Here is a 23,735-nt window from a genome sequence, read left to right as displayed (position 1 = left end):
GGACGTGCGGATCGAACACATCCTGAACCGCCTCGGCACCCAGTCGTATCTGCAGCTCACAGGCGCGACGTCCTCGACCGTTATCGAAGCGGCCGGGGACGTCTTTCGTTTCTTGACGAACGAGAGGTGGCTGAAGGAAGAGCCGGATCTGATCCGACACGAGGCATGGGCGCTTCAGCTCGGTTTTCCTTTCGCACCGAAGCTCCTAGCCTTCGAAGAGGCGAACACGGAAGAGTTGCCGTGGCTACGGATGACGAAGATGGAGGGGCGGGTCGATCTTGCGCCGCGCGACAAGGGAGAATGGGTATCCGAGCTCGCCAGGGTACTCGCCTTGATCCATGGTCAACCGTTGTCATCTAGCGCCTATCATTACCGCCCGTATCACGCGGAACGAATCGTCCCGTCGTGGGTGAGGGGAGGAGCATGGGAATGGGCCGCCCGACAGAGCTGTCCGCCGAGCGCAAAGCTTGCCTTGATCCACCGGGATTTCCACCCGGTCAATGTGCTTTTCGAAGAAGGAAGGGTAACAGGAGTCGTCGACTGGATCAATGCCTGCACCGGACCAGTCGAAGCCGATCTCGCTCATTGTCGGCTGAACCTTGCGCTGCTCGAGTCTGTCGACATCGCGGATCAGTTCCTTCGGCATTACGTAGAGCGGACCGGCCTGAAGTACGATCATCGCTGGGACCTGATGGCCGTGTTCGATTTCGAGCTCGAGCAGTTGGACGTCTACCCTGGATGGGAGGCGCACGGAAGAACAGACCTCTCGAAAGCTAATGTTCGGAAACAGCTGGAGAATTATGTCTTGAAAGTGTATGAAAATAGCGTAAGCGGTTTCTAATTTCGTTTTTCCTCTTGCAGTTCTCTAAATTGTTGATTATCCTAATACTTGTGTAAAAGATTAAACGTCAGACATCGTACTTATGTACAACTTAGAGAATGAGGAGAGAAATAGATGAAATATCTTATCGCTTTACTTGGCCTAGCTGTCGTACTCGGACTTGCATTCCTCGTAAGCAGCAATCGCAAACAGGTAAAATTGAAACCGCTTGCGGTCATGCTTGCACTTCAGCTGATCCTTGGATTCGTCCTTTTGAACACATCATTTGGATACATCGTCATCAAGGCTGTCGCGAAGGTCTTCGAGAAGTTGCTTGAGTATGCTGCAATCGGGATCAACTTCGTCTTCGGCGGACTTGCGAACGAAGGCGCGCACGTCTTCTTCATCAATGTCCTCCTGCCGATCGTCTTCATCTCGGCACTGATCGGGATTCTTCAATTCACGAAGGTCCTTCCTGTCATCATGCGCGGTATTGGTTTCGTTCTTTCGAAAATCAACGGCATGGGTCAGCTCGAGTCATATAACGCCGTCGCCTCAGCTGCGATCGGCCAGTCGGAAGTATTCATCACGGTCAAGAAACAGATCGACCGTCTTCCTGCGAACCGTCTTTACACGCTTTGTGCTTCAGCGATGTCGACGGTGTCGATGTCGATCGTCGGTGCCTACATGACGATGGTCGAGCCGAAGTATGTCGTGACGGCGATCGTCCTCAACCTGTTCGGCGGTTTCATCATCGCCTCGATCATCAACCCGTACACGGTCGATCCGAAGGAAGATATCCTCGAGATCATCGAAGAGAAGCAGACGTTCTTCGAGATGCTCGGCGAGTATATCATGGACGGATTCAAGGTCGCGATCATCGTCGGTGCGATGCTGATCGGTTACAACGCCTTGATCGGAATGATCAACGACCTGTTCGACATGACGCTCGGCATCTCGTTCCAAGACCTCCTCGGCTACATCTTCTCGCCGATCGCCTTCATCATGGGTGTTCCTTGGGCGGAAGCAGTCAGCGCGGGCAGTATCATGGCGACGAAGCTCATCACGAACGAGTTCGTTGCGATGCTCAGCCTTCCTGAATACAAAGGCGAGTTCTCGGAGCGTACGCTCGGTATCGTCTCGGTCTTCTTGATCTCATTCGCGAACTTCTCGTCGATCGGGATCATCGCAGGTGCCGTCAAAGGACTCAGCGACCGTCAAGGGAGCGTAGCAGCGAGCTTCGGCTTGAAGCTCCTCTATGGCGCGACGCTCGTCAGTATCTTGACTGCGGTCATCGTCAGCGTATTGATCTAACCCTCTTTTCCCCGACTCGTCCTTGCAGGACGGTCGGGTTTTTTCTTTTTTTTCGTTTAGATTGGCAAAGAAAAGGAAAAGGAATACTAATATTTTCCCTCTCGCAAGCTCTTCTCATGTGCTGATCTGCACGACTTCCACCACACTTCGCTTTTTTCGATAGCCTGGCATACACCGAGTGATTTTGACACCAAGAGGCAGGAGGGGTCTTCATGCTTGACCGACGATTTCTGATGCAATTTTTACTGCGCCCGAAAGAGACCGGTGCAGTCATGCCAAGCTCGTCCTATCTGAGCCGGAAAATGATGGCGCCGATCGACTTCGAAAAAGCGCGCTGCATCGTCGAGCTCGGGGCCGGAACGGGCATATTCACGCAAGGGCTTTGCCGAAACATGCGGCCGGGGAGCATGCTGATCGTCATCGAGAACAACCCGCGCTTTTGCGAGCAGCTCGCGAGGCAGTATAAGGGAAAATCGGGCATCTGTATCTGCCTGGACGGAGCGGAGGCGTTGACCGCAGTCCTAGAGCGTCACGGAATCGAGCAGGTCGACTACGTCGTCTCGGGGCTTCCGTTCGCGAGCCTCGACCAGATGCTGTCGCGAGACATTCTCGAAGCGGTCCGGCGTGTCCTGAAGCCGAACGGGTCCTTCATCGCGTTTCAATACACGAAGTGGAAGCGGGAGTTCTTCGAGTCCCATTTCAACGCGATCGCCTGGAACCGGGAACTGCGCAACTTCCCGCCGGCGTATGTGCTCGAGTGCCGCAACATTTGAATGACTGAAGCAACAAAAATAGCCAAGTCCGGTGTAAGCGCGGACTTGGCTATTTTCATCTGTACGAGGCGATTGCGACGCGCTGGCCGAGATAGGCGTTTTCATGCAGGGCTTGGTAGGAGAGACGGGCGACGTTCGCCCGGGGAATCGAGTTCGTCTCTCGCGTGAAGCGGTCGATTTCAATCAGTGGGTCATCGATCGGTTCCTCCTCGTTCAATCCCGTTGGACAGATGACGGTCCAGTCGAGGCCGGACGAGGAGAGAAGGAGATAGGCGCGGAGATGGTCTTCTGCGGCTGTCGTCGAGCGGCGCTTCGACTCGCTCGACTCGAAGCGGTAACGCCCGGGTTCGGTGCTTGAATCAAGGATGCCGGCCGTTCCGATCGTGATGATGCGTCGGATTCCGTAACGCTTCGCTGCATCGATGAGGAGCGGCGTCGCTTTCGTCAGGACGTCCTGCTGATCCGTCCCGAGCGCGCTCATGACGGCATCGGCACCCTCGGTCGTCCGTTCGATTGAAGATGGATCCGTCGCGTCGCCGACGACCTCTTCGAGCCTGGCGTTTGCCGGCAGACTGCCTCCCGTCCGGACGAGTGCTGTCACATGATGTCCGCCCGCGAGCAGCAGATTCAGTAATTCCCGCCCCGTTCGTCCAGTCGCGCCGAGCAGTGCAATCTTCATGACGTCGCCTCCTTGGCCGGACGTGAGTAGTGCAACATCGCGAATTGACCGGATTGTTCAATCTTGTCGAGCCGGACGTTCGTCTCCTTCGTACCTTCCGGGAAGAGCGGGATTCCGCTTCCGAGGATGACGGGAGCGATGGCGATCGTATAGGCATCGATCAGGTCCGCTTCGAGCGCTGCTTTGATGATTTCACCTCCGCCGACGAGCCAGATGTCCCCATCTGACTGTTCCTGAAGACGGGGGAGGAGTGTCGTGAGCGATTCGTCGGTGAACGTCACGTATTCCGTCGCTTCTTGCTTGCTGCGCGTCCAGATGTAGCTCGGCGTCTCCTTGTATGGATACTCGCCGTTCTCGAGCATCAGAACTTCATCGTATGTTTTGCGTCCCATCACGACAGTCCCGATCGTCTTGAAAAATTCGGCGTACCCATTGTCGCCGTCTCCCTCGACAGCGAACAGCCAGTCGAGCGCGCCGTCCGTCCGGGCGATCCGTCCGTCGAGGCTTGATGCGATATACAGGACGATTCGATTCTTCTTCATTTCGTTTCCTCCTTGTCAGAGACGGACAGCCGATCCAAAAGGACCGGCTGTTTCTCATTTATCCGCGAACATGACGCCTGCTTGGCCGTAGTCCGTCTTTTCCATCTCCTCGATGAAGACGGTGATATTCTCCTTTGGTGCGTTCGTCGTCTCAGAGACGGCTTCCGTGACCTTCTCGATCAAGGCACGCTTCTGTTCGACCGTACGGCCGGACAGCATCTTCACTGTAACGTATGGCATGTCAGTTCCCCCTTGGAAAATGGATGACTTTCCTCTCAAGTATATCATCGGAAAAGACCGGATGCGTTTCAGAAATGGAAACGGGGGAAAAAGGAATGTTAACAAGTCCGAAGTTACATATAAAAGCAGAGGTGGATGAACCATGGAATCAATCATTCGTAAGAAGATACACACGCTGTTCATATTCGACCGCGAACTGCCGGAAGATGAGGATTATGCGTTATCGCAAGCGAAAGGGCTTGAGCTCTCGTCGATCCTTCTCGGACAGAACATCCCGTTCGGGCGTCTCGTGACGGACCGTGCTGTGGCCGAGGCGTCCGGAAGTACGGAAGCGCGCAGATACGGCATCATCACCCTGCTTGAGGACGATCCGAAATGGAAACCGCTCTTCGCGAACCGGAAACTCTCCGAGACGGAGGAAGTCGAACTCGAGGAAAAGGTGACGCAGCTCGCAGGGCAGCTCCGCGCCATCCGGTCGCGCTGTGGGTCACTCCAGCGAATCGTCCTGTTCGGGCGGGCGGCCCAGACGATGTTCGACCGGGCACTAGCGAAACTCGAGGCGATGAACCCGCCGGCGCATGAGGAACTCGCGTCGCTCGAATGCCTGCGCCTGCCGACGCTCGCACGCGCGTCGCGCGAACAGATCGAATCGATCAAGAACTGAGCTTGCACAGAGGACCGAATGCGGTATGATAGAGGCAACGGTTTTTCTGAAAGGACGATCTACTTATGGAAAAGAAGATAAATTTCAACATCATCTCGGATAACTCGACGGACGGACACGGCGGCTTTGGTGTCGGAACGCTCAGCTTGAACAGTATGTCGCCGGTCATCATCTCACCGGAGGACGGCGAGGCGTACATCGACATGGGCGCGATGCACGCGAAGGCGGCGGTCGAGAAACGAATCAAGTTCACGACGGATAAGGCAGACTCGCCGAACGGTAAGCTGTACTGGATCGTCTGGGTGACGGTCGGCCGTAAACCGGAAGGCTTCTACTACGGCGGTGTCGCCGCATGTGACATGCTCGTCGACGTCGAAGCTAGACGCGGGTGGAAGATTCTTCCGGACCACGTCAACAAGATGGATAAGTCGCTCAAGGGCCGGATCGTCGTCGATCACATGGATCAGCGTTCGAAGGAATTGTTGCGTGATTTCCTGAAGTCGCACAAACCGGAGATGTGGGAGAACGCGGAACCTGAATTGCACGAGGCGCTGAACTGAGACAAGGGACTGGACGGAGGATGATACCTCCTGTCTGGTCCTTTTTTGTCGTGCGTCACCTGGAAGGAAGAGGGAAAAAAGAGAGGGCACGTCGAACTAGAACTAGAGAGTGGGGGAACAAAAGGGGGAGTTCAAATGAACAGAGAAGCATTGGCACAAACATTTTTGGCGTTCGCGGAAAGAGAATGCCGGGGATCAAGCACGCTATATGAACGCTTATCGCGCGACATCGCACAGGACGCGGAGATGCTTCAGCTCTGCGGAAGCGCAAGGGAAGGGCAACCGGTACCGAACCTGTTGTTCGGTGCCGTCCATTACCTCTTGCTCAAAGGGAAGGACCATCGATTGAAGGCGTACTATCCGGACATGGCCGCAACGCCGCTTCCGTCCGAGGAAGCGTTCGAACCGTTCCGCGACTTCTGCCGCGCGCATCGAACGGAAATCGAGGAGTTGTTGCGAACACGACTCGTTCAAACGAATGAAGTCCGCCGGTGCGGCTATCTGTATCCTGTGTTCGGTCTCGTCCATCGTCTGACGAATAAACCGCTCGGGCTGATTGAGATCGGGACGAGTGCAGGACTGCAGCTGATGTGGGATCGGTATGCCTATACGTATGGGCAGAGAGGGAGCGTCGGTGATCAGGACGCACGACTCCGAATCTCTTCGGAGATCATCGGCGAGGCGACTCCGCGGTTGCCTGAAACAGCACCTCCCGTCTCACACCGGATCGGCCTCGATCTCAACATCGTCGATTTGAAGGATGAGGACGAAAGACTCTGGCTGAAAGCGTTGATCTGGCCGGAACATGAAGAACGGCTGACCCTCTTTGAGCGGGCAGCACGTTATATCGATGAGCAGCCGCTTCAGCTCGTAGAAGGAGACGGCGTTCACCTGCTCCCTGCATACGCCAGCCAAGTCGGGGAAGAGAGCGCGCTTTGCATCTTCCATACCCATGTGGCGAATCAGATGCCGCTTCATGTGAAGAAGGAGCTGCTGCGTACGATTGAAGAGATCGGCAGAGAGCGGGAGGTCTTCCATATCTACAACAACGTACAAGACAGGTATCTGCATCTGGATCGTTATCAGAGCGGCGTCGTAACGAAGCAGACGATTGCCGAGACGGACGGGCATGGGCGATGGTTCAAGTGGTTACTCGCAGCGGCGCATGAAAAAACACCCGCCAATCAGCGGACGTGATCCGTCGAGAGGCAGGCGAGAGATGTACCGTCTACTCGTCTTGACGCTCAAGCGTGACGACGACGAGCTCCGGCTGATTGAAGACGCGAAGCGGAAAGAGGCTGTTGCCAAGGCCTCGGCTGACGACGAGCTCCGTTCGATCGACCGTGTAGCGGCCTGCCGTATACTTCGGCATGAAGCCTTGGCCTGGAGAGAAGAGGCCGTCCATCCCGGGAAGGCGGATCTGACCGCCATGGGCATGGCCGGAGAAGACGAGATCGATACCCGATCTCGAATAAGCGTCGACGTATTCCGGACGATGGGCGAGCAGGATCCGGAACGTCTCGGGCGGGATGCCGGCATTCGCCTTCGCAAGGAAGCTGTCCGTCGTCTCGCGTTCAGAATACAGGAGCTCATCTTCCGTCGGTGTCGTCGGGTCGTCGATGCCGACCAGGGCGATCGCCTCGCCGTCCCGTTCGAGCTTCCGGTTCTCGTTGCGAAGGATGTCTACGTCTTGCGACAGCTTCGGAAGCAGAGCTAGGCCGCGCCGCACTTCATGGTTGCCCGTGACGAAGTAGGTCGGATACTTCGCGCTGAGTGATGCGGCGAGCGAAATGGCCGGTGCTTCGTCCTTCCGTCTCGAGTCGACGAAGTCTCCCGTCAGAAAGATCAGGTCGGGCCGCTCCGCGTCGATCGCCTTGAGCAGCTTTTTCTGTTCCTCGCCGAACCACTTGCTGTGCAAGTCGGATACTTGAAGGATCTTCAAGCCGGCGAAGGACTTCGGCAGCCGTTCGGAAGTGATCGTGAGCCGGCTCACCTCGAGTGCATTATTACTGTGATAGAAAAACCATCCGCTAAGCGTCAGGATGGACAGGGATGACAAAATGATTTTCGTACGTCGCTTCATAAGTCTCATTCCTCCATATGTTTCAGTGTACAGGAAATGCGAAATGGATGGCGAATGCGAGACGAACATCAAGGAGGGTGAGCATGAAACGAAAAATCGGACTGGTCTTGATCGGCACCCTTTCTCTGGCTGGTTGCACCGAAGAAGCGAAGCCTGCGATGCCGGTCGAGGTCGCATCAAAAAGCGACTGGGAGGCCGGAAACTACACATACGATTCCATTCGGGACTATCTGCCCGGGATGCAGGCGAACCAGTTCGTCTTCCTCAGCGTCATGCGCAAGCGAACGCAAGACGAACTGGTCGTCCGTGTCCGGTACGCGATCGACGACGTGCTCGAGCAGTCGTTGCGCGCGACACGCGAAGACTATCAGATCGACTTGTTGCTGACTGATGGGACGGAGCGGTTTGAAACAAATCGTACGGCCTCTGTTGAATCCATTTCGGCAAGCCGTCTGACGGAGGGAGAGAAGCAAGAGGTGAATCGCAACTATCATCAGCTCGAACAGCGTTTCCCGCTTGAAGAATTGCCGACCCTTCTCTTGAGACGTTTGGACGAGGCCCGTTTCGATTTACGTTTGCTTGACGGGAATGCGGAAGAGGTCTTCGTCGTGGTCGACGTTGAATCGTTCGCTGAAGAAAGGTGAATGGGAAAAGGGAGCAGACTCGGCATGAGTCTGCTCCTTTCCAAGTGAACCGTTCAAAGTGTCGCACGCCAAGCGATATAACTTTGCGTATGGGACTTGTTCTCTACTTCCATTGTACCGTCCTGTATTGAATTTCTGTAGTCTGTTTCTTTAGTTGCGGTTGCCCTATGATGAAAACTGTAAGATTGAAATGAGAGAGGGGAAGCGACATGAAAAATGACGAGAAGAAGATTCTGGACCAGGGACCATTTTTCCATGGCACGAAAGCCGAACTGAAAGTCGGAGAATTACTCGAGCCGCAATTCCTGTCGAATTTTCAAGACAAACGGTCGAATTTCATTTACTTTACGGCGACACTCGAAGCGGCAAAGTGGGGCGCCGAATTGGCCAAGGCGGATGCGAAGGAGAGAATCTACATCGTGGAGCCGTCAGGTGATTTCGAGAACGATCCTAATCTGACTGATAAGCGATTCCCTGGAAATCCGACCCGCTCGTACAGATCGAAATTCCCTTTGAAGATTGTAGGAGAACTGGCTTCATGGGAAAGACATTCCGATGAGGAAATCAATCGGATGATCGCCTCCCTTGAGAAATTGAAGGAAGATGGCAGAAATGTAATCTACGATTAAGCTTCAAAGAGAACGGTCCATGCGCTTCCCGTAAGCGTCTCTTATGAAAACCAACTGAAAAGACGATCATTTTCCGGGAAATACGGAAGATGATCGTCTTTTTGAATGAGTCGTCAGTGAAACAGAATACCACTTACTCGTTCGAAGCTTTCCTCTCGACCGTCGCCGACTGATCGGGTTCGTCCGACAAGTCCTTAAAGAGCGAGACGATCATCAGGATGACGACGAAGACGAACGGGAATGCGGCAAGAATCGCCGCTGCCTGCAGCGTACCGAGTCCGCCGGTCGACAGCAGGACCGCTGCGATCGAGGACTGGATGACGCCCCACGTCAACTTGATGCGAAGACTAGGCGTCAGGCTGCCGCCTGACGACAGCATGCCGAGGACGTATGTCGCGGAGTCCGCTGACGTGATGAAGAACGTCGTGATGAGCAGGACGGCAAGAATGCTGAGCACGGTGCCGAAACCGCCGAACGTCTCAAGTAAGGCGAATAATCCGGTCTCGATTCCGTTGTCGTTGACGACGCCGATCAAATTCGCATTGTCGAACATCTCGCTCCAGATGGCCGTACCACCGAAGACGGTGAACCATAGAAGGCCGAAGACGGTCGGGACGAGCGTGATGCCGATGACGAACTCGCGGATCGTCCGTCCGCGGGAGACGCGGGCGATGAACGTACCGACGAATGGTGACCATGAAATCCACCATGCCCAGTAGAAAATCGTCCAGCTGTTGATCCATTCGCGTTCACCCGGCTCGAAGGCCGCGGCGCGGAAGCTCATGACGGGCAGGTTCTGCAGGTAGGCGCCTGACGTCTGAACGAACAGGTCCATGATGAAGCTGCCCGGTCCGACGAGCAGGACGCCGACCATCAACAGCAGCGCCGCGATGATGTTCGCGTTACTGAGGATCCGGATCCCTTTATCGAGACCGGACGCCGCGCTGTACATATAGAGCACGGAAATGATCAGGATGATGACGAGTTGGGTCAGGAAGCTGTTCGGGATGCCCGGAATCAGGAAGTGGAATCCGCCTGAGATCTGCTGGGCACCGAGCCCGAGGGATGTTGCGACCCCGAACGTCGTCGCGACGATCGCAAGGATCTCGACCGTGTTCTTGCCGAACACCTCATAGCGCGAATGCATGAGGGAAGCGACCGTGTCGCCGATCGTCGCAGGACGCCCTTTTCGGAACGTCGAGTAGGCGATCGCAAGTCCGACCATCGCATAGAGTGCCCATGGATGGAGACCCCAGTGGAAGAATGAGTAACGCATCGCGAGGCGCGCCGCGTTCGCTTCGTCCGCAGTCGGGACAGGTGGCGTGTGAAAGTGCGTCAATGGTTCCGAGACGCCCCAGAAGACGAGTCCGATCCCCATGCCGGCGCTGAACAACATGGCGAACCATGAGATCAGCCCGAAATCGGGACGGTCCGTATCCTTGCCGAGACGGATCGAGCCGAAGCGTGAAAAAATCAGGAAGAGTGCAATCAACAGGAATGCTGACATGCTGAGCAGATACAACCAGCCAAAACGTGCCGTCAGGAAGGCCTGTGCTTTCGAGGTGACGTTCAGAAGACTTGCGGATCCGAGTGCGGAGTCCGGAAGAATCCCCCAAATCGTGAAGAGAAGACAGAAGACGACAGAGATTTTGAAGACGGTCGTCAGCTTGCTTGTGTGTCGTGTCATCGGTGATCACGTCCTTTCTTTCTTAAGATGACAACTTGGTTCTTTACCCTATCTGAAAATAGGAAAACACCTGTTTTCAAAAAAACACGCAAGACATGATATTCTCTGATTACCCGAATCAGGAGCTTTTAGGCATCCTAAGGAAGAAGAACGGCTTTTTTTCTTATTAGATGTAGCGGTTTCACCTGTTTTTCGGTATACTCGCATTTGTATGATTAAGAAGCGCCATGAACGCCACTCGCATACGAACAACTTTTGGCTTTTCCTAAAGAAAGGGGTTCTATCGCAAATGGAACAAAAATTGAAGTTATGGTTCACGGAACACCAGACGGAAGATTACGGTATCACTTTCCGTGTCAACCACGTTTATGAGAGCGAACAAACAGAGTTTCAACGCCTCGAAATGGTAGAAACGGACGAGTTCGGTACGATGTTGCTGCTCGACGGTATGGTCATGACGACTGATAAAGATGAATTCGTATATCACGAGATGGTCGCACACGTCCCTCTCTTCACACACCCGAATCCGAAGAAGGTCCTCGTCGTAGGCGGCGGAGACGGCGGAGTCATCCGCGAAGTGCTCAAGCACCCTTCGGTCGAAAAAGCGGTCCTCGTCGAAATCGACGGCAAGGTCATCGAGTACTCTAAGAAATACCTTCCGAACATCGCGGGCGGTCTTGACGACGCACGTGTCGAAGTCATCGTAGGGGATGGGTTCATGCACATCGCGGAAGCTGTCGACGAGTACGATGTCATCATGGTCGACTCGACGGAGCCAGTCGGCCCGGCGGTCAACCTGTTCACGAAAGGGTTCTACGCAGGAATCTCGAAAGCACTCAAAGAAGATGGCATCTTTGTCGCGCAGTCGGACAACCCGTGGTTCACACCGGACTTGATTCGTGACGTCCAGCGTGACGTCAAGGAAATCTTCCCGATCACGAAGCTCTACATCGCGAACGTACCGACGTACCCGAGCGGCATGTGGACGTTCACGATCGGCTCGAAGAAGCACGACCCGCTCGCGGTCGAAGCATCACGCTTCCATGAGATCGAGACGAAGTACTACACGCCTGAACTTCACACTGCAGCATTCGCTCTGCCGAAGTTCGTCAAGGATCTGACAATCTGATTCAAGCAGGAGTGCTCCGTCAAGGGGGCACTCTTTTCTAGTGATTAAGGAGGAATATACAATGCGTTTTGATGAAGCCTACTCAGGTAAAGTATTTATCGCAAGCCAGCCGACGCACGAGGACGCGAAGTCGGTCCTCTACGGCATGCCGATGGACTGGACGGTCAGCTTCCGTCCGGGCTCGCGTTTCGGTCCTGCCCGCGTCCGTGAAGTATCGCTCGGACTCGAGGAGTACAGCCCGTATCTCGACGGCGACATCGCCGATGCGAAACTGTTCGACGCAGGGGACATTCCGCTTCCGTTCGGTAACGCGCAGAAGTCGCTCGACATGATCGAGGAGTATGTCGATTCGCTTCTGACAGCAGGTAAGTTCCCGCTCGGCATGGGCGGGGAGCACCTCGTCACGTGGCCGGTCGTCAAGGCGTTCCACAAGCACTATGACGATTTCGTCGTCCTGCATTTCGATGCGCATACGGATCTCCGTGATTCGTACGAAGGAGAGCCGCTCTCGCACTCGACACCGCTCAAGAAGATCGCGAACTTGATCGGACCGGAGAACTGCTACTCGTTCGGCATCCGCTCAGGGATGAAGGAAGAGTTCGAGTGGGCGAAGGAATCGGGCTACAACCTGTTCAAATATGAGATCGTCGAGCCGCTCAAGGCGGTTCTGCCTAAGCTTGCCGGCAAGAAGGTCTACGTGACGATCGACATCGACGTCCTCGACCCGTCTGCAGCTCCAGGGACAGGCACTCAGGAAATCGGCGGCGTGACGACGAAGGAACTCCTCGAAGTCGTCCATATGATCGCGCGCGCTGACGTCGAAGTCATCGGAGCGGACCTCGTAGAAGTCTCTCCTCCGTACGACCAGTCGGATATGACGGCGATCGCGGCAGCGAAGGTGCTCCGCGAGATGATGATCGGATTCGTGAAATGACGGCTTGAGCCGGCTCCTCTGTGAGCCGGCTTTTTTGTGATGTGCTGGGAAATATAGAAACAGCACACCGAAGTATTCACAGATTATTCTGAATGTTTTATCTTAGAGGTGTCACCACGGGAGAAGAAGTCGTTCTGTCAAAAGGAGAGGGGAAAGACAATGAAGAGACTACTATCGATCATCACGGCCGCCTTCTTGTTCATGCTTTTAGCAATCCCTGCAAGTGCTGCGGATGATGCCATGGTCCGCATTATCCACGCTTCACCTGACGCACCGGCAGTAGACATTCTTGTAGACGGCGAAAAAGCGGTCTCCGGCGCAGAGTTCAAAGCAGTCACAGACTATCTGACATTACCGGCCGGCGAACATAAAGTCGAAGTATTCGCTGCCGGTACGACGGAAAACGCCGTCATCACCGAGACGCTCAACGTCGAAGCTGGCAAGTTCTACACGGCCGCAGCGATCGGTCAACTCGATTCGATCAAGCTCGCTGTCATGGAAGACAATGGTGCAGGCGAAGACGGCAAATCGATGGTTCGCGTCGCGCACTTCTCACCTGATGCTCCTGCTGTAGACGTGGCGCCTAAAGGCGGAGACCCACTCTTCAGCAACCTTGAATTCTCGAACGTATCGGATTACGGAACACTTGACGCCGGCAGCTATGACCTCGAAATCCGTCCGGCTGGTGCGACGGACGTCGTCAAGGCGCTTGACGGCATCGCGCTCGAAGGCGGCAAGAACTATACGGCACTCGCGATCGGTCTGCTCGAAGGAGAGCCGGCATTCGATGTCCTCTTGATCGCGGACGGTGGGGATACGGCTGCGATGCCGGACACTGGACTCGGCGGAACGGCTGAGGCATCGAACATTAACATGTGGTTGCTTGCAGCTGGTGGAGCAGCGCTTCTCCTTGCCGGATATGTGTTTCGCCGCAAGACCGCGTAATCTGCTGATTGCGCCATTGCTGATTCTTTCGGGTTGCGCGGTGCAGGAGCCACCGCTCAAGTCTGCTCCACTTAACGACCGGGCTCCCGTCCTGAAGGCTGTCCCAGTCTTGCAGGAACAAGAACAGACGGTATTCATTCCAAGACGGCTGCTCATCCCCCGCCTCGATATCGATACGAAAATCGAGGCGGTCGGCAAGGACGAGAAAGGGCGGATCGGGGTCCCGAAAGATTCGGATCAGGTCGCCTGGTATCAACCTGGTGCGAAAGCGGGCGAGACCGGGAACGTCATCCTCTCGGGTCACAGGGATGATGAGGTCGGACCGGCCGTCTTTTATGAACTCGGGTCACTCCGTCCTGGTGACGAGGTGGTCGTATCGGCAGGAGAGCAACTGCGGTATGTGGTGACGGACATAGCCCGCTATCCTGTCGATGAGGTGCCGACCGGCGCGATCTTCGGCGCGACGGTCTCGAAGCGCCTGACGCTGATCACCTGCGACGGTGCTTACGGCAAAGAGGGATACGAGGAACGGCTGATCGTATTCGCGAGACAAATCGAATGAAACGAAGCGAAGGCCAGGCTCTTCAGGAGCTTGGCCTTCGCTTCGTCCAGGGCATCAACATCGATCGACGAAACGGATGAACGCGGCAGAATCGAAGCGCAATTGCCTGGTCCTCAATGGAGCATGGAATGATTGGAAGAGTCTCGTCCGCCGGGCTGGAACGCCTTCTTTGCGTCGACGACGGCGCGCATCCGTGCGACACAGGACTGGATGAACTGGATATCGATTGAACTGAAACGGGTGACAGGTCCTTTCTCGGTCCGTGCGCTGAACGTGAACGTCCCGAGGTTCCAAAGTTCGATTTTAAATCGTTTGCCTTTATCGTCATCGAAGTATTCGACGAATTCGACTTTGGGTACCATGATCCCATCCCTCCTTCTTACACTTCCTATTCCCGTTTTTATCCACAAAAAAAAGCCGATCTGCACGTTGGGTGCAAATCGGCTTGTCTTTTAAGAAGGGACGACGTCGTAGCCGACCTCTTCGATCGCTTCGACGAGTTTCACCTCTTCGACGTCATCGTAAGTGACGGTGACGTTCTTGTTCTCGAGCGAGACCGTCGCGTCCTTGACGCCGCTCACTTCCTTGAGCGCCCCTTCGACGCTCGCCTTGCAGTGGTTGCATGTCATGCCTTCGACTTGGATCGTTGTTTCCTTCATGATGATTCCTCCTTATTTTTCTTCGGCCGCAGCCGTTAATTTGATTCGCTTCAGACGTAACGCGTTCAGGACGACGGAGACGGAGCTGAATGCCATCGCTGCGCCGGCGAGCCACGGGGCAAGCAGTCCGATCGCTGCGACCGGGATGCCGACCGTATTGTAGGCGAGCGCCCAGAACAGGTTTTGACGGATATTCTTCATCGTCTGTTCGCTCAGCTCGATCGCGGTCGCGACCTGATGCAAATCATGTCCGAGCAAGGTGACGTCAGCGGCTTCGAGTGCGACATCCGTCCCGCTGCCGAGCGCGATCCCGACATCCGCTGTCGCGAGGGCAGGGGCATCGTTGATCCCGTCCCCGATCATCGCGACCTTCTTGTTTTGTTGCAGTCGTTTGATCTGTTCCGCCTTCTCGACCGGCAGGACTTCAGCGAGCACGTTCTCGCGCGGGATGCCGAGCTCTGCGGCGAGCGTTTCCGCTACCTCGCGGCGGTCACCGGTCAGCATATAGACTTCCTTCGTCTTCTTGATCAAGGAGATGGCCGCTTTCGACGTCGGCTTCAGCTCGTCGCGGATCGCGTACCCGCCTTCGACCGTTCCGTCGACTGCGACGTAGACGAACGTCGCTGCCGGGTATGACCAGTCCGGCAGGTGATAACCCCGTTCAGTCATCATCCGCGGTGAACCGACCTCTACCTTATTCCCCATGATCGTCCCGCTGACACCATGTCCCGCGAGTGCTTCGAAGCCTTCGATGTCGAAGACGACATCCCGCTCATCCGTGATCGCAAGCGCGAGCGGATGCTCGGATCGTTTTTCGAGCGCTGCCGCGAAATCAAGCGAAAGCTCTGTCCCGAACGTCTTGACGACGACCGGCTGACCTAGCGTCAACGTCCCCGTCTTATCGAAAACGACGGCGTCGACATGCTGAAGCTGCTCGAGCTGTGCGCCTCCTTTGAAGAGGATGCCGCGCTCTGCGCCCTTGCCGGTCCCGACCATGATCGAGGTCGGCGTCGCGAGACCGAGCGCACACGGGCAGGCGATGACGAGCACGGCGATCGCAGGGCGGATCGCTTCGCCGATGCTGCCGGTCATGAAGTACCAGGCGGCGAACGTCAGGACGGCGAGCGTCACGACGACCGGCACGAAGATGCCTGAGATCCTGTCCGCCTGGCGCTGGATCGGCGCCTTCTCCGTCTGTGCCTGTTCGACGACGCGAACGATCTGGGCGAGCATCGTGTCCGCCCCGACCTTGACTGCCTCGATCGTCAAGTGGCCGTTCGTGTTGAGCGTCCCGCCGACGACGGTGTCTCCCGGTTGCTTATGTTGCGGGAGCGGCTCACCTGTAAGCATCGACTCGTCGAGGTAGGCGACACCTGCCGTGACCCGGCTGTCGGTCGGGATCTTCTCGCCCGGTTTGACGAGCAGTTGCATGCCGGGGACGACCTGTTCGATCGGGATACGCCGCTCGATACCGTCTTCGACGACGGTCGCTTGGGCCGCCTGAAGCGAAAGCAACGTCTCGATCGCGCCGGTCGTCCGGTCCTTCGCGCGTGCCTCGAGCACTTTGCCGAGCAGGACGAGCGTGATCAGGATCGCGCTCGTCTCGAAGTAGAGGTCCGGCATCGCGTGTGCGGACATCTCGAAGACGGAGTAGAAGTAGGCGGCAGACGTCCCGAGCGCGACGAGGACGTCCATGTTCGCGCTGCCGCTCCGCAAGCTCTTGTAGGCGCCTTGGTAGAACGGTGCCCCGATGATGAACTGGACGGGCGTCGCGAGCGCGAGCTGGAGCCACGGGTTCATCAGCATCGGCAGATGGATGGGGCTGTTCGGGATGTGCGATACCATGCTGAGCAACAGTGGAAGCGACAGGATGGCTGAGACGATGAAACGGATCAGCAGCTTTCGGTCATGTTTCTTCTCGCGCGGCTTCTCCTTGATCGTCGCGCCGTATCCGACCTTCTTGATCTTCTCGATGATCGCCTGCTCCGTGATGTCGTCCGTCACTTCGACGCGTGCCGTCTCGAGCGGCAGGTTGACCGTCGCCTCGACGCCGTCCATCTTGTTGAGGACCTTCTCGATCCGGGCCGAGCAGGCGGCGCATGTCATTCCTTCGATATTCAATTCGATCGTCTTCGACATGGTTTCATTCCTCACTTTCTCAGACGGGCGATGATCGCCATCAGCTCATCGACATAGTCGTCCGTCGCGCCTTTTGACGACGCGGCGTCATGCAGGCACATCTTGACGTGCCGTTCGATCAGCTGGAGCTCGACCTGACGCAGCGCAGCCTGGATCGAGGCGGTCTGGGTCAGGATATCGATACAATAGCGGTCCTCGCTGATCATGTTCTGGATGCCGCGGACCTGTCCTTCAATCCGTTTCAAGCGTTTCAGCATTGCTTCCTGCTCCTCTCCCGTTCGCGGGACGAGGGCATGTTCGTGTTTTTCCATCAGGATCACCTCTTTGAGACCACTATATCATATAGGGGTAGGGGGTACAAGTATATTGAATCTGAAGAAAAAAATCTCTGCCGCAAAGGGCAGAGATTAAAATCATTCGTTGACGACTTGGCGTTCGACCGTCTTCTCGGCCGGTGTGCGCGAGATGATGTCCTCTGCTTGTGTCGCCCGCTTGATGAAGAGGGCGAGGACGAACGCGAGACCTGCGATGAAGACGGAGATGAAGAAGGCGTAGTTGATGCCGTCGACCATCGCCTGCATCATGATCTGCTGCTTCATCTGTGCCGCTGCTTCCGCCGTCGGCTGTGCTGCACCGCTTGCCGCAGCTGTCGACATCGCGTCAGCCGCGAGTTCCTTCGCGCGCGTCTCCGTATGGTTCGACATGATCGTCACGAGCAACGCCGTCCCGATTGCGCCGGATACTTGCTGCATCGTGTTGTTCATCGCCGTGCCATGCGGGTAGTAGCGGCTAGGAAGCTGGTTGAGCCCATTCGTCGAGACCGGCATCATGACCATCGACATCCCGAACATGCGGAGCGAGTAGAGCCAGATGAGGTGTGTGTAAGTCGTGTCGAGCTCGAGCTGGCTGAAATAGTAGCTCGTGATGACTGTGATGGCGAGACCTGTAAGGGCAAGTGCCTTGCCGCCGATTTTATCGAACAGCTTGCCGTTGATCGGTGACATGACGGCCATCAGGATCGCTCCCGGCAACAGCATTAGTCCTGCGTCGAGCGGCGAGATGCCGCGAATCGTCTGGACGTAGATCGGAAGCAACAGCATCCCGGAGAACATCGCCATCGTCACGACCATCGAGATGGCAGACGACAGGGCGAACATCGGATAACGGTAGATATGGAAGTTGAGCATCGGCTTTTCCATCTTGAGCTGCCGGATGATGAAGGCGGCCACTGCGATCACACCGATGATCAGCGTGCCGTAGACGTACGGGCTGTCCCAGCCTTTCGAGCCGGCCGAGCTGAAGCCGTACAGCAATCCGCCGAATCCGAGTGATGACAGGATGACGGAAAGGAAGTCGAGACGGGCGTTGCTTGGTTCCTTCTTGTCCTTGAGCATGACCATCCCTGCGATCAGGACGGCGATCGAGATCGGCGTGATGACGTGGAAGAGCATCCGCCAATCATAGTGTTCGATGATATACCCGGAGAGGGTAGGACCGATTGCCGGGGCACCCATCATGATGAGTCCGAAGAAGCCCATCGCCGTACCGCGTTTCTCGACCGGGAAGCTGACGAGCATGACGTTCATGAGGAGCGGCATCATGACGGCCGAGCCCGAGGCTTGGATCATCCGCCCTGCGAGCAGGACGGGGAACGTATGGGCGAACCCGGCGAGAATCGTACCGAGTGAGAACAATGTCATCGCGAGGATGAACAGGCGGCGGACAGAGTATTTCTGGATCAGGAATGCCGTCGTCGGGATCAGCACTCCGTTGACGAGCATGAAGCCGGTCGAAAGCCACTGCACGGTCGATGCGTCGACGTCGAGGTCCTTCATGATCGACGGCAGGGCGATGTTGAGAAGCGTATTGTTCAGGAATGCGATGAAGGCACCGATCATCAAGACCGCTAGTATGCCGTACGGCGCACGCTGCTCCTTATTGGAATGTTGCATGGTGTTTCCTCCTTGTGAACTGCTGGTTCATTTTTCTATACTTCGATTTCATCTGGGATTTATATTACGCTCTTGGAAGGACGATTGCAATTATTAATTACTAATTCTATTAACTTGTTTTGTGAGAACGTTTCCGCTAAGATGATTTTTAGACCGACAGTCCAATTTTAAGGAGCAACGTATATGAACCAGCGTAAACAAGCCGTCTTGACGATCGCCCACCGCCTCTTCATCGAACAGGGATTCCAGGCGACGTCGATTCAGGACATCCTGGAATACAGCGGCATCGCGAAAGGGACTTTCTATAACTATTTCGCGTCGAAGAACGAATTGCTGATCGAGATCTTCAAGATGACCCACAAGAAGATGGAACATCTGCGCGACGACATGCTGTCCGGGCAGGACGCCTCGGACATCGAGCTGTTCATCCGCCAAATCGAGCTTCAGATGAAGGAGAACCGCCACAATAAGCTGTTCGCCCTGTTCGAGGAAATGATGGTGTCGCAGGACGACGAGCTGCGTCAGTTCATCCGCAACGGCCAGCTGCGCTGGGTCCAGTGGATCTATGAGCGGTTCATCGACCTGTTCGGCGAGCACCGGCAGCCCTACCTGCTCGACACGGCGATCTCGTTCGTCGGCATCCTCCAGAGCCAGATGAAATATCACCAGATGGCGGAAGGGATGGAGGCCGACATCGCGCCTGTCATCCGCTACAGCGTGGCCCGTGCCGTCGAGATGGTCGAGGAGGTCGAGGCGACCGGCGATCAGCTGCTCGACCCGGCGATTCTCGGCACGTGGCTTCCGAATTGCCGCGGGACGCGACAGGCGGCGCGTCAAAGGGCGCACCAGCTCATCTTCGAGTTGAAGAAGGAGGCGGTCGCTTCGTCGGAACGCGAGAAGGTGGTCGAGCTGCTCGACTTCATCCAGGAGGAGCTGCTCGAGACGAAACAGCCGCGGCGCCATGTGCTCGAGAGCACGCTCGCGGCCCTCGAGGCCGTCGTGCCTCCCGGAAAGATCGAACCGCTGCTTTTGCTTTGCGAATCCTATTACGAAGAGCGCGCGATCCGCGCGTAAGATCAAGACATGAAACAGGCGCCGGCCCCTTGATTGGGACCGGCGCCTGTTCGATTCAGTTGACGTTAGCCGTCAGCTCGTTCGCATTGATGTCATAGTGAGACGCGTTCCAGACGGGTTTTCCGCCCTTGAAATAGATAACTTGCGGCGACTCGTGACGCACGGCGTAGTTCTCGGCGATGTGGTTCGAGAGCGTCCGCGCCTCCTGGACGAGCAGGTAGGCCGTCGGTACGTCGGTCGCGTCCGCGAACTTCGTATAGGCTGAAAAGCCGGCCGCGCTGATCGGGCACGTCGTGCTGTGCTTGCAGATGACGAACGTATCGTGCTCGCCAATGAATTGTTCGAAGTCTGAGATCGATTGTAGTTTTCGAAGATGTGTCAAAAGATTACCCCCCATATGTCCGTAAACGGTCTGTCAACTTTAGATTTTCCCGATAATCGACCGGACAGTCAATCAATACGGGCTGCCCGTACTTGAGCGCTTCCTCTAGACAGGCGCTTAGACTGCCGTGTTCGCCGACCCGCAGTCCCTTTGCTCCGAACGCTTCAGCGAGCTTGACGAGGTCCGGATTGTCGAAGCCGATATAAGGGGCACGCCCATACGCCTGCTGCTGCTTCCATTCGATCAGGCCGTACGTCCCGTCGCGCCAGACGACTACGACGATCGGCAGCTTCAGCCGAACCGCCGTCTCGAGGTCCTGTCCGTTCATCAGGAAAGCGCCGTCGCCGACCGCGCAGATGACGCGTCTTTCGGGATGGATGAGCTTCGCCGCGACCGCGCTCGACAATCCGTAGCCCATCGAGGAGAAGCCGTTCGTCAGGAACACCTGGTTCGGCGCCACGGCCCGGAAATGGCGGGCGATCCAAATCTTATGGGCGCCGACGTCCGAGAACAGCATCCCGTCCTCACCAAGTGCCTGCTCGAGCGCCGTCACGATCGTTTGCGGATGGAGCGGGAGGGCGACGGAATAGGTCGCGTCGATTTCCGCCTTCAACTGCTCCTTGATCGCCTGCCAGCCGTCCCACGACCTGTCAGGTACTTTATGGGCGAGCGTCTCGAGCGTCTCCCTCAGCGGGCCGACGAGACTTCCCGTGACCGGGTAGTACTGGTCGATCTCATGGCGCACCGTGTCGAGGTGGATGACAGGCTTGCGATCAGGGTTCCATTTCGACGGAGGGAGCTCCGTGATGTCATAGCCGACGGTGATGATCAAGTCGCTCGCGTCGAGAATGTTCTGGTTGTAGTCGGCGTTCGGCAAGCCGATCGCGAACGCGTGGAGCGGGTCGTGTGACGGAAGGGCACCTTTTCCCATCATCGTCTCGACGACCGGGGCGTTCAAGGCACGCGCGAAGGCGCGGAAGGCAGGGTGGCAGTCCTCACGGGCGACGCCGAATCCGGCGATGACGACCGGTCGCTTCGCCTCCCTGATCAGGTCGAGGACGGGATTGCCGGCGTGGGGATCGGCAGGAAGATGTCCGGGAAGGGTATCGTTCGCGAGCGGCGGGACGTCACCGACGTCGAGCGACGCGATGTTCTCCGGGAACGCGATATGGGAAGCGCCCGGCTTCTCGCAACACGACTCGGAAAATGCCTTGCGGACGATTTCAGGGATCGTCTCCGCCGTGATGACCTCGGTGCTGTACTTCGTGATCGGCCGGTACAGGTCGACGAGATCGTACATCTGGTGGGACGCCTTATGCTGTCGCCACGTCGCGCCTTGTCCCGTGATCGCGAGGAGCGGTGCGTGATCCATCGTCGCGTTCGCGACGCCGGTCATCATGTTCGTCGCACCGGGGCCGAGCGTCGACAGGCAGACACCCGGACGTCCGGTCAAGCGTCCGACCATCGCCGCCATGAAGGCGGCGTTCGTCTCGTGTCGCGTCGTGATGAACTCGATCGATGAGTTGCTGATCGCGTCAAGCAGCGTGATGTTCTCCTCGCCTGGGACGCCGAAGATGTATTCGACGCCCTCCGCTTCGAGGCACGTGATGAAAAGTTCTGCTGCGTTCATGATTAAAGTCCCCCGATAGAGATGTATTTTGTTTCGAGATAGGCGTCAAGTCCCTCGATGCCGCCTTCACGGCCGACGCCGGACTGCTTCATCCCGCCGAACGGCGCCTGTGCCGCCGACGGCAATCCATCGTTCCAGCCGACGATGCCGTAATCGAGCTTCTCGATCGCGTGCATCGCGCGGGCATAATCGCGCGTGAAGACGTAGGATGCGAGCCCGAACGGCGTCTGGTTCGCGTAGTGGACGGCCTCCTCGTCCGAGCTGACGCGCTGGACCGGGGCGACCGGGCCGAACGTCTCCTCGTTCATGATCAGCATGCCCGGCGAGACGTCCGCGATGACGGTCGGTTCATAGAAATAGGTACCGCCTTCCGTCGTCCCTTTGCCGCCCGTGACGAGCCGTGCACCGGCTGAAGTCGCGTCCGTGACGTGCTTATCGACCTTCTCGTAGCCAGCCTCGTTGATCATCGGACCGATTTTCGTCGCTTCGTCGAAGCCGTTGCCGACCTTGAGCTTCGCCGTCTCTTTTCCTAACTTGTCGACGAACGCGTCGTAGATACTGTCCGAAACATAGATCCGGTTGCCGCAGACGCACGTCTGGCCGCCGTTGCGGAACTTCGACTTGATCGTCTCCGCGACGGCGAGGTCGAGGTCACAGTCGTCGAAGACGAGAATCGGGGCATGTCCGCCAAGCTCGAGCGACATCGACTTGATTGTCTCGGCGCCTTGCGCCATCAGCGTCCGTCCGACCCCGGTCGACCCGGTGAAGGTGATCTTGTTGACGTGCGGATGCGTCGCGAGCACCTCGCCGAGCTCCTTGCCGCTGCCGGTGACGGCGTTGACGACGCCGTCCGGGATCCCGACCTCCTGACAGAGCTCGAGCAGGCGGAGTGCCGTGAGCGGCGTCTCGGTCGGCGGCTTCAGGACGAACGTGCAACCTGCGACGAGGGCGGGGGCGAGCTTGCGGGTGATCATCGCGGCCGGGAAGTTCCATGGCGTAATCGCTGCGACGACGCCGACCGGTTGCCTGATGACATGCAGGCGTTTGCCCGCGTCATGGGTCGGGATGATCCGGCCATAGGCCCGTTTCCCTTCCTCGGCGAACCATTTGACGAAGTTCGCTGCATACTGGACCTCTCCCTTCGACTCGGCGAGCGGCTTCCCCATCTCGCGCGTCATCAGTTCTGCCAATGCCTCCTGCTCCTCGAGTATCCGCACGTACAGCTTCTCGAGCAGGGCGGAACGTTCATAGACGCTTCTTTTCGACCAGTCAGGGAACGCCTTCCTCGCCGCCGCGACAGCCGCATTGACGTCCTCCTTTGCGCCTTTCGGGATCTTTCCGACGACTTCCCCGGTCGCGGGATCCTTGACGTCGACCGTCTCGCGACCGTTCGTCGTCCACTCTCCGCCGATCAAAAACTTTCCTTCCATAGATGAAGACCCCCTCTAGAAGTAGTTGAAAAATTTTACATTGTTAAGTGTATACCCGAGCCCGTGAAAAAAGATTCGTTTTTGCCAAAAAGATGGTACAAACCTCTGGAAAACGACCGATAAAGGGTGTAGGATAGTTCAGTAAATGTAATGTATTCGAAGCTGAAATATCACGATAACTATTTAGGTTGGAAGCGTTGACATTACACAGTGATTTGATAAGATGAATCTAGAAGATTTGCGCAATCGGTTGCGCTTATAAAA

Annotated in this window: 26 protein-coding genes; 13 read left to right on the top strand and 13 right to left on the bottom strand. The window is 56.6% G+C overall.

The window, feature by feature from the left end; genetic code table 11:
• Nucleotides 1-4 precede the first annotated feature (4 nt).
• From DFG60_RS08385 to DFG60_RS08375, 3 genes are all read left to right on the top strand, one after another.
• Nucleotides 5-841, top strand: coding sequence for a phosphotransferase family protein (locus DFG60_RS08385; RefSeq protein ID WP_232818678.1), 837 nt, complete (start codon nucleotides 5-7; stop codon nucleotides 839-841).
• 114 nt (nucleotides 842-955) lie between these two features.
• Nucleotides 956-2,134, top strand: a complete 1,179-nt coding sequence (locus tag DFG60_RS08380) for a NupC/NupG family nucleoside CNT transporter (RefSeq protein ID WP_114571309.1) — start codon at nucleotides 956-958, stop codon at nucleotides 2,132-2,134.
• 212 nt (nucleotides 2,135-2,346) lie between these two features.
• Nucleotides 2,347-2,907 carry a class I SAM-dependent methyltransferase gene (locus DFG60_RS08375; protein WP_114571308.1) on the top strand — a complete coding sequence of 187 codons (561 nt, stop codon included), beginning with the start codon at nucleotides 2,347-2,349 and terminating at the stop codon, nucleotides 2,905-2,907.
• Nucleotides 2,908-2,962: 55 nt separating this feature from the next.
• On the opposite strand, the gene DFG60_RS08370 is transcribed toward DFG60_RS08375, so the two are convergent.
• From DFG60_RS08370 to DFG60_RS08360, 3 genes are read right to left on the bottom strand one after another with little or no spacing between them, the layout of a single operon-like run.
• On the bottom strand, nucleotides 2,963-3,586 hold the full coding sequence (locus tag DFG60_RS08370; RefSeq protein ID WP_114571307.1) for an NAD(P)-dependent oxidoreductase: 624 nt from the start codon (nucleotides 3,584-3,586) through the stop codon (nucleotides 2,963-2,965).
• Nucleotides 3,583-4,128 carry a dihydrofolate reductase family protein gene (locus DFG60_RS08365; RefSeq protein WP_114571306.1) on the bottom strand — a complete coding sequence of 182 codons (546 nt, stop codon included), beginning with the start codon at nucleotides 4,126-4,128 and terminating at the stop codon, nucleotides 3,583-3,585. The genes DFG60_RS08370 and DFG60_RS08365 overlap by 4 nt, the downstream gene beginning before the upstream one ends.
• Before the next feature lie 54 nt (nucleotides 4,129-4,182).
• Nucleotides 4,183-4,368 carry a 2-hydroxymuconate tautomerase gene (locus DFG60_RS08360; RefSeq protein ID WP_023466792.1) on the bottom strand — a complete coding sequence of 62 codons (186 nt, stop codon included), beginning with the start codon at nucleotides 4,366-4,368 and terminating at the stop codon, nucleotides 4,183-4,185.
• A 142-nt stretch (nucleotides 4,369-4,510) separates the two neighbouring features.
• Between DFG60_RS08360 and DFG60_RS08355 the strand changes: the two genes are divergently transcribed.
• The 3 genes from DFG60_RS08355 (at nucleotide 4,511) to DFG60_RS08345 (ending at nucleotide 6,789) form a co-directional block, all read left to right on the top strand.
• The gene (locus DFG60_RS08355; protein WP_114571305.1) at nucleotides 4,511-5,032 is read left to right on the top strand and encodes a hypothetical protein; all 522 of its coding nucleotides are present in this window, start codon (nucleotides 4,511-4,513) and stop codon (nucleotides 5,030-5,032) included.
• A gap of 65 nt (nucleotides 5,033-5,097) precedes the next feature.
• On the top strand, nucleotides 5,098-5,592 hold the full coding sequence (locus DFG60_RS08350) for a YwhD family protein (RefSeq protein ID WP_114571304.1): 495 nt from the start codon (nucleotides 5,098-5,100) through the stop codon (nucleotides 5,590-5,592).
• A gap of 135 nt (nucleotides 5,593-5,727) precedes the next feature.
• Nucleotides 5,728-6,789 carry a DUF2332 domain-containing protein gene (locus tag DFG60_RS08345; protein WP_114571303.1) on the top strand — a complete coding sequence of 354 codons (1,062 nt, stop codon included), beginning with the start codon at nucleotides 5,728-5,730 and terminating at the stop codon, nucleotides 6,787-6,789.
• Between the two features lie 31 nt (nucleotides 6,790-6,820).
• On the opposite strand, the gene DFG60_RS08340 is transcribed toward DFG60_RS08345, so the two are convergent.
• On the bottom strand, nucleotides 6,821-7,675 hold the full coding sequence (locus DFG60_RS08340; protein ID WP_232818677.1) for a metallophosphoesterase: 855 nt from the start codon (nucleotides 7,673-7,675) through the stop codon (nucleotides 6,821-6,823).
• 83 nt (nucleotides 7,676-7,758) lie between these two features.
• Here DFG60_RS08340 and DFG60_RS08335 point away from each other — a divergent pair, with 83 nt between their 5' ends.
• Nucleotides 7,759-8,319 (top strand): hypothetical protein, encoded by a 561-nt coding sequence (locus DFG60_RS08335; protein WP_114571301.1) that lies wholly within the window; start codon nucleotides 7,759-7,761, stop codon nucleotides 8,317-8,319.
• Between the two features lie 209 nt (nucleotides 8,320-8,528).
• Entirely contained in the window at nucleotides 8,529-8,948 is a 420-nt protein-coding gene (arr, locus tag DFG60_RS08330; protein WP_114571300.1) for an NAD(+)--rifampin ADP-ribosyltransferase, read from the top strand.
• 133 nt (nucleotides 8,949-9,081) lie between these two features.
• Here arr and DFG60_RS08325 read toward each other — a convergent pair whose 3' ends face one another.
• Complete coding sequence (locus DFG60_RS08325; protein ID WP_114571299.1) at nucleotides 9,082-10,635, bottom strand: BCCT family transporter; 1,554 nt, start codon at nucleotides 10,633-10,635, stop codon at nucleotides 9,082-9,084.
• A 301-nt stretch (nucleotides 10,636-10,936) separates the two neighbouring features.
• Between DFG60_RS08325 and speE the strand changes: the two genes are divergently transcribed.
• From speE to DFG60_RS08305, 4 genes are all read left to right on the top strand, one after another.
• Nucleotides 10,937-11,764, top strand: a complete 828-nt coding sequence (speE, locus tag DFG60_RS08320) for a polyamine aminopropyltransferase (RefSeq protein ID WP_198661572.1) — start codon at nucleotides 10,937-10,939, stop codon at nucleotides 11,762-11,764.
• Between the two features lie 61 nt (nucleotides 11,765-11,825).
• A complete protein-coding gene (speB, locus tag DFG60_RS08315; RefSeq protein ID WP_114571297.1) occupies nucleotides 11,826-12,698 on the top strand; it encodes an agmatinase in 873 nt (290 codons plus the stop codon).
• 159 nt (nucleotides 12,699-12,857) lie between these two features.
• On the top strand, nucleotides 12,858-13,643 hold the full coding sequence (locus DFG60_RS08310) for a DUF4397 domain-containing protein (protein WP_114571296.1): 786 nt from the start codon (nucleotides 12,858-12,860) through the stop codon (nucleotides 13,641-13,643).
• Nucleotides 13,618-14,205: a class F sortase gene (locus tag DFG60_RS08305; protein WP_114571295.1), complete on the top strand. Its 588-nt coding sequence runs from the start codon at nucleotides 13,618-13,620 to the stop codon at nucleotides 14,203-14,205. Before DFG60_RS08310 ends, DFG60_RS08305 begins: the two co-directional genes overlap by 26 nt.
• Nucleotides 14,206-14,318: 113 nt before the next feature.
• Here DFG60_RS08305 and DFG60_RS08300 read toward each other — a convergent pair whose 3' ends face one another.
• From DFG60_RS08300 to DFG60_RS08280, 5 genes are all read right to left on the bottom strand, one after another.
• Complete coding sequence (locus DFG60_RS08300; protein ID WP_114571294.1) at nucleotides 14,319-14,567, bottom strand: hypothetical protein; 249 nt, start codon at nucleotides 14,565-14,567, stop codon at nucleotides 14,319-14,321.
• A 90-nt stretch (nucleotides 14,568-14,657) separates the two neighbouring features.
• Nucleotides 14,658-14,864 (bottom strand): cation transporter, encoded by a 207-nt coding sequence (locus tag DFG60_RS08295; RefSeq protein WP_114571293.1) that lies wholly within the window; start codon nucleotides 14,862-14,864, stop codon nucleotides 14,658-14,660.
• A 12-nt stretch (nucleotides 14,865-14,876) separates the two neighbouring features.
• Complete coding sequence (locus tag DFG60_RS08290) at nucleotides 14,877-17,003, bottom strand: heavy metal translocating P-type ATPase (RefSeq protein WP_114571292.1); 2,127 nt, start codon at nucleotides 17,001-17,003, stop codon at nucleotides 14,877-14,879.
• Nucleotides 17,004-17,014: 11 nt separating this feature from the next.
• The gene (locus DFG60_RS08285; protein ID WP_114571291.1) at nucleotides 17,015-17,314 is read right to left on the bottom strand and encodes a metal-sensitive transcriptional regulator; all 300 of its coding nucleotides are present in this window, start codon (nucleotides 17,312-17,314) and stop codon (nucleotides 17,015-17,017) included.
• A 102-nt stretch (nucleotides 17,315-17,416) separates the two neighbouring features.
• Nucleotides 17,417-18,955 (bottom strand): DHA2 family efflux MFS transporter permease subunit, encoded by a 1,539-nt coding sequence (locus DFG60_RS08280; RefSeq protein WP_114571290.1) that lies wholly within the window; start codon nucleotides 18,953-18,955, stop codon nucleotides 17,417-17,419.
• 183 nt (nucleotides 18,956-19,138) lie between these two features.
• Here DFG60_RS08280 and DFG60_RS13640 point away from each other — a divergent pair, with 183 nt between their 5' ends.
• Nucleotides 19,139-20,029, top strand: a complete 891-nt coding sequence (locus DFG60_RS13640) for a TetR/AcrR family transcriptional regulator (protein WP_157964511.1) — start codon at nucleotides 19,139-19,141, stop codon at nucleotides 20,027-20,029.
• A gap of 55 nt (nucleotides 20,030-20,084) precedes the next feature.
• On the opposite strand, the gene ytxJ is transcribed toward DFG60_RS13640, so the two are convergent.
• The 3 genes from ytxJ to DFG60_RS08260 are packed head-to-tail and all read right to left on the bottom strand — an operon-like array spanning nucleotide 20,085 to nucleotide 23,471.
• Entirely contained in the window at nucleotides 20,085-20,411 is a 327-nt protein-coding gene (gene ytxJ, locus DFG60_RS08270) for a bacillithiol system redox-active protein YtxJ (protein ID WP_114571289.1), read from the bottom strand.
• Between the two features lie 4 nt (nucleotides 20,412-20,415).
• Complete coding sequence (locus tag DFG60_RS08265) at nucleotides 20,416-22,041, bottom strand: acetolactate synthase large subunit (RefSeq protein ID WP_114571288.1); 1,626 nt, start codon at nucleotides 22,039-22,041, stop codon at nucleotides 20,416-20,418.
• Nucleotides 22,042-22,043: 2 nt separating this feature from the next.
• Complete coding sequence (locus DFG60_RS08260; RefSeq protein ID WP_114571287.1) at nucleotides 22,044-23,471, bottom strand: NAD-dependent succinate-semialdehyde dehydrogenase; 1,428 nt, start codon at nucleotides 23,469-23,471, stop codon at nucleotides 22,044-22,046.
• Nucleotides 23,472-23,735: the final 264 nt, after the last annotated feature.

Origin of the sequence: Exiguobacterium flavidum, assembly GCF_003344535.1 — a bacterium.
GTDB classification, from domain to species: domain Bacteria; phylum Bacillota; class Bacilli; order Exiguobacteriales; family Exiguobacteriaceae; genus Exiguobacterium_A; species Exiguobacterium_A flavidum.
This window is presented reverse-complemented; position numbering and strand designations above follow the sequence as displayed.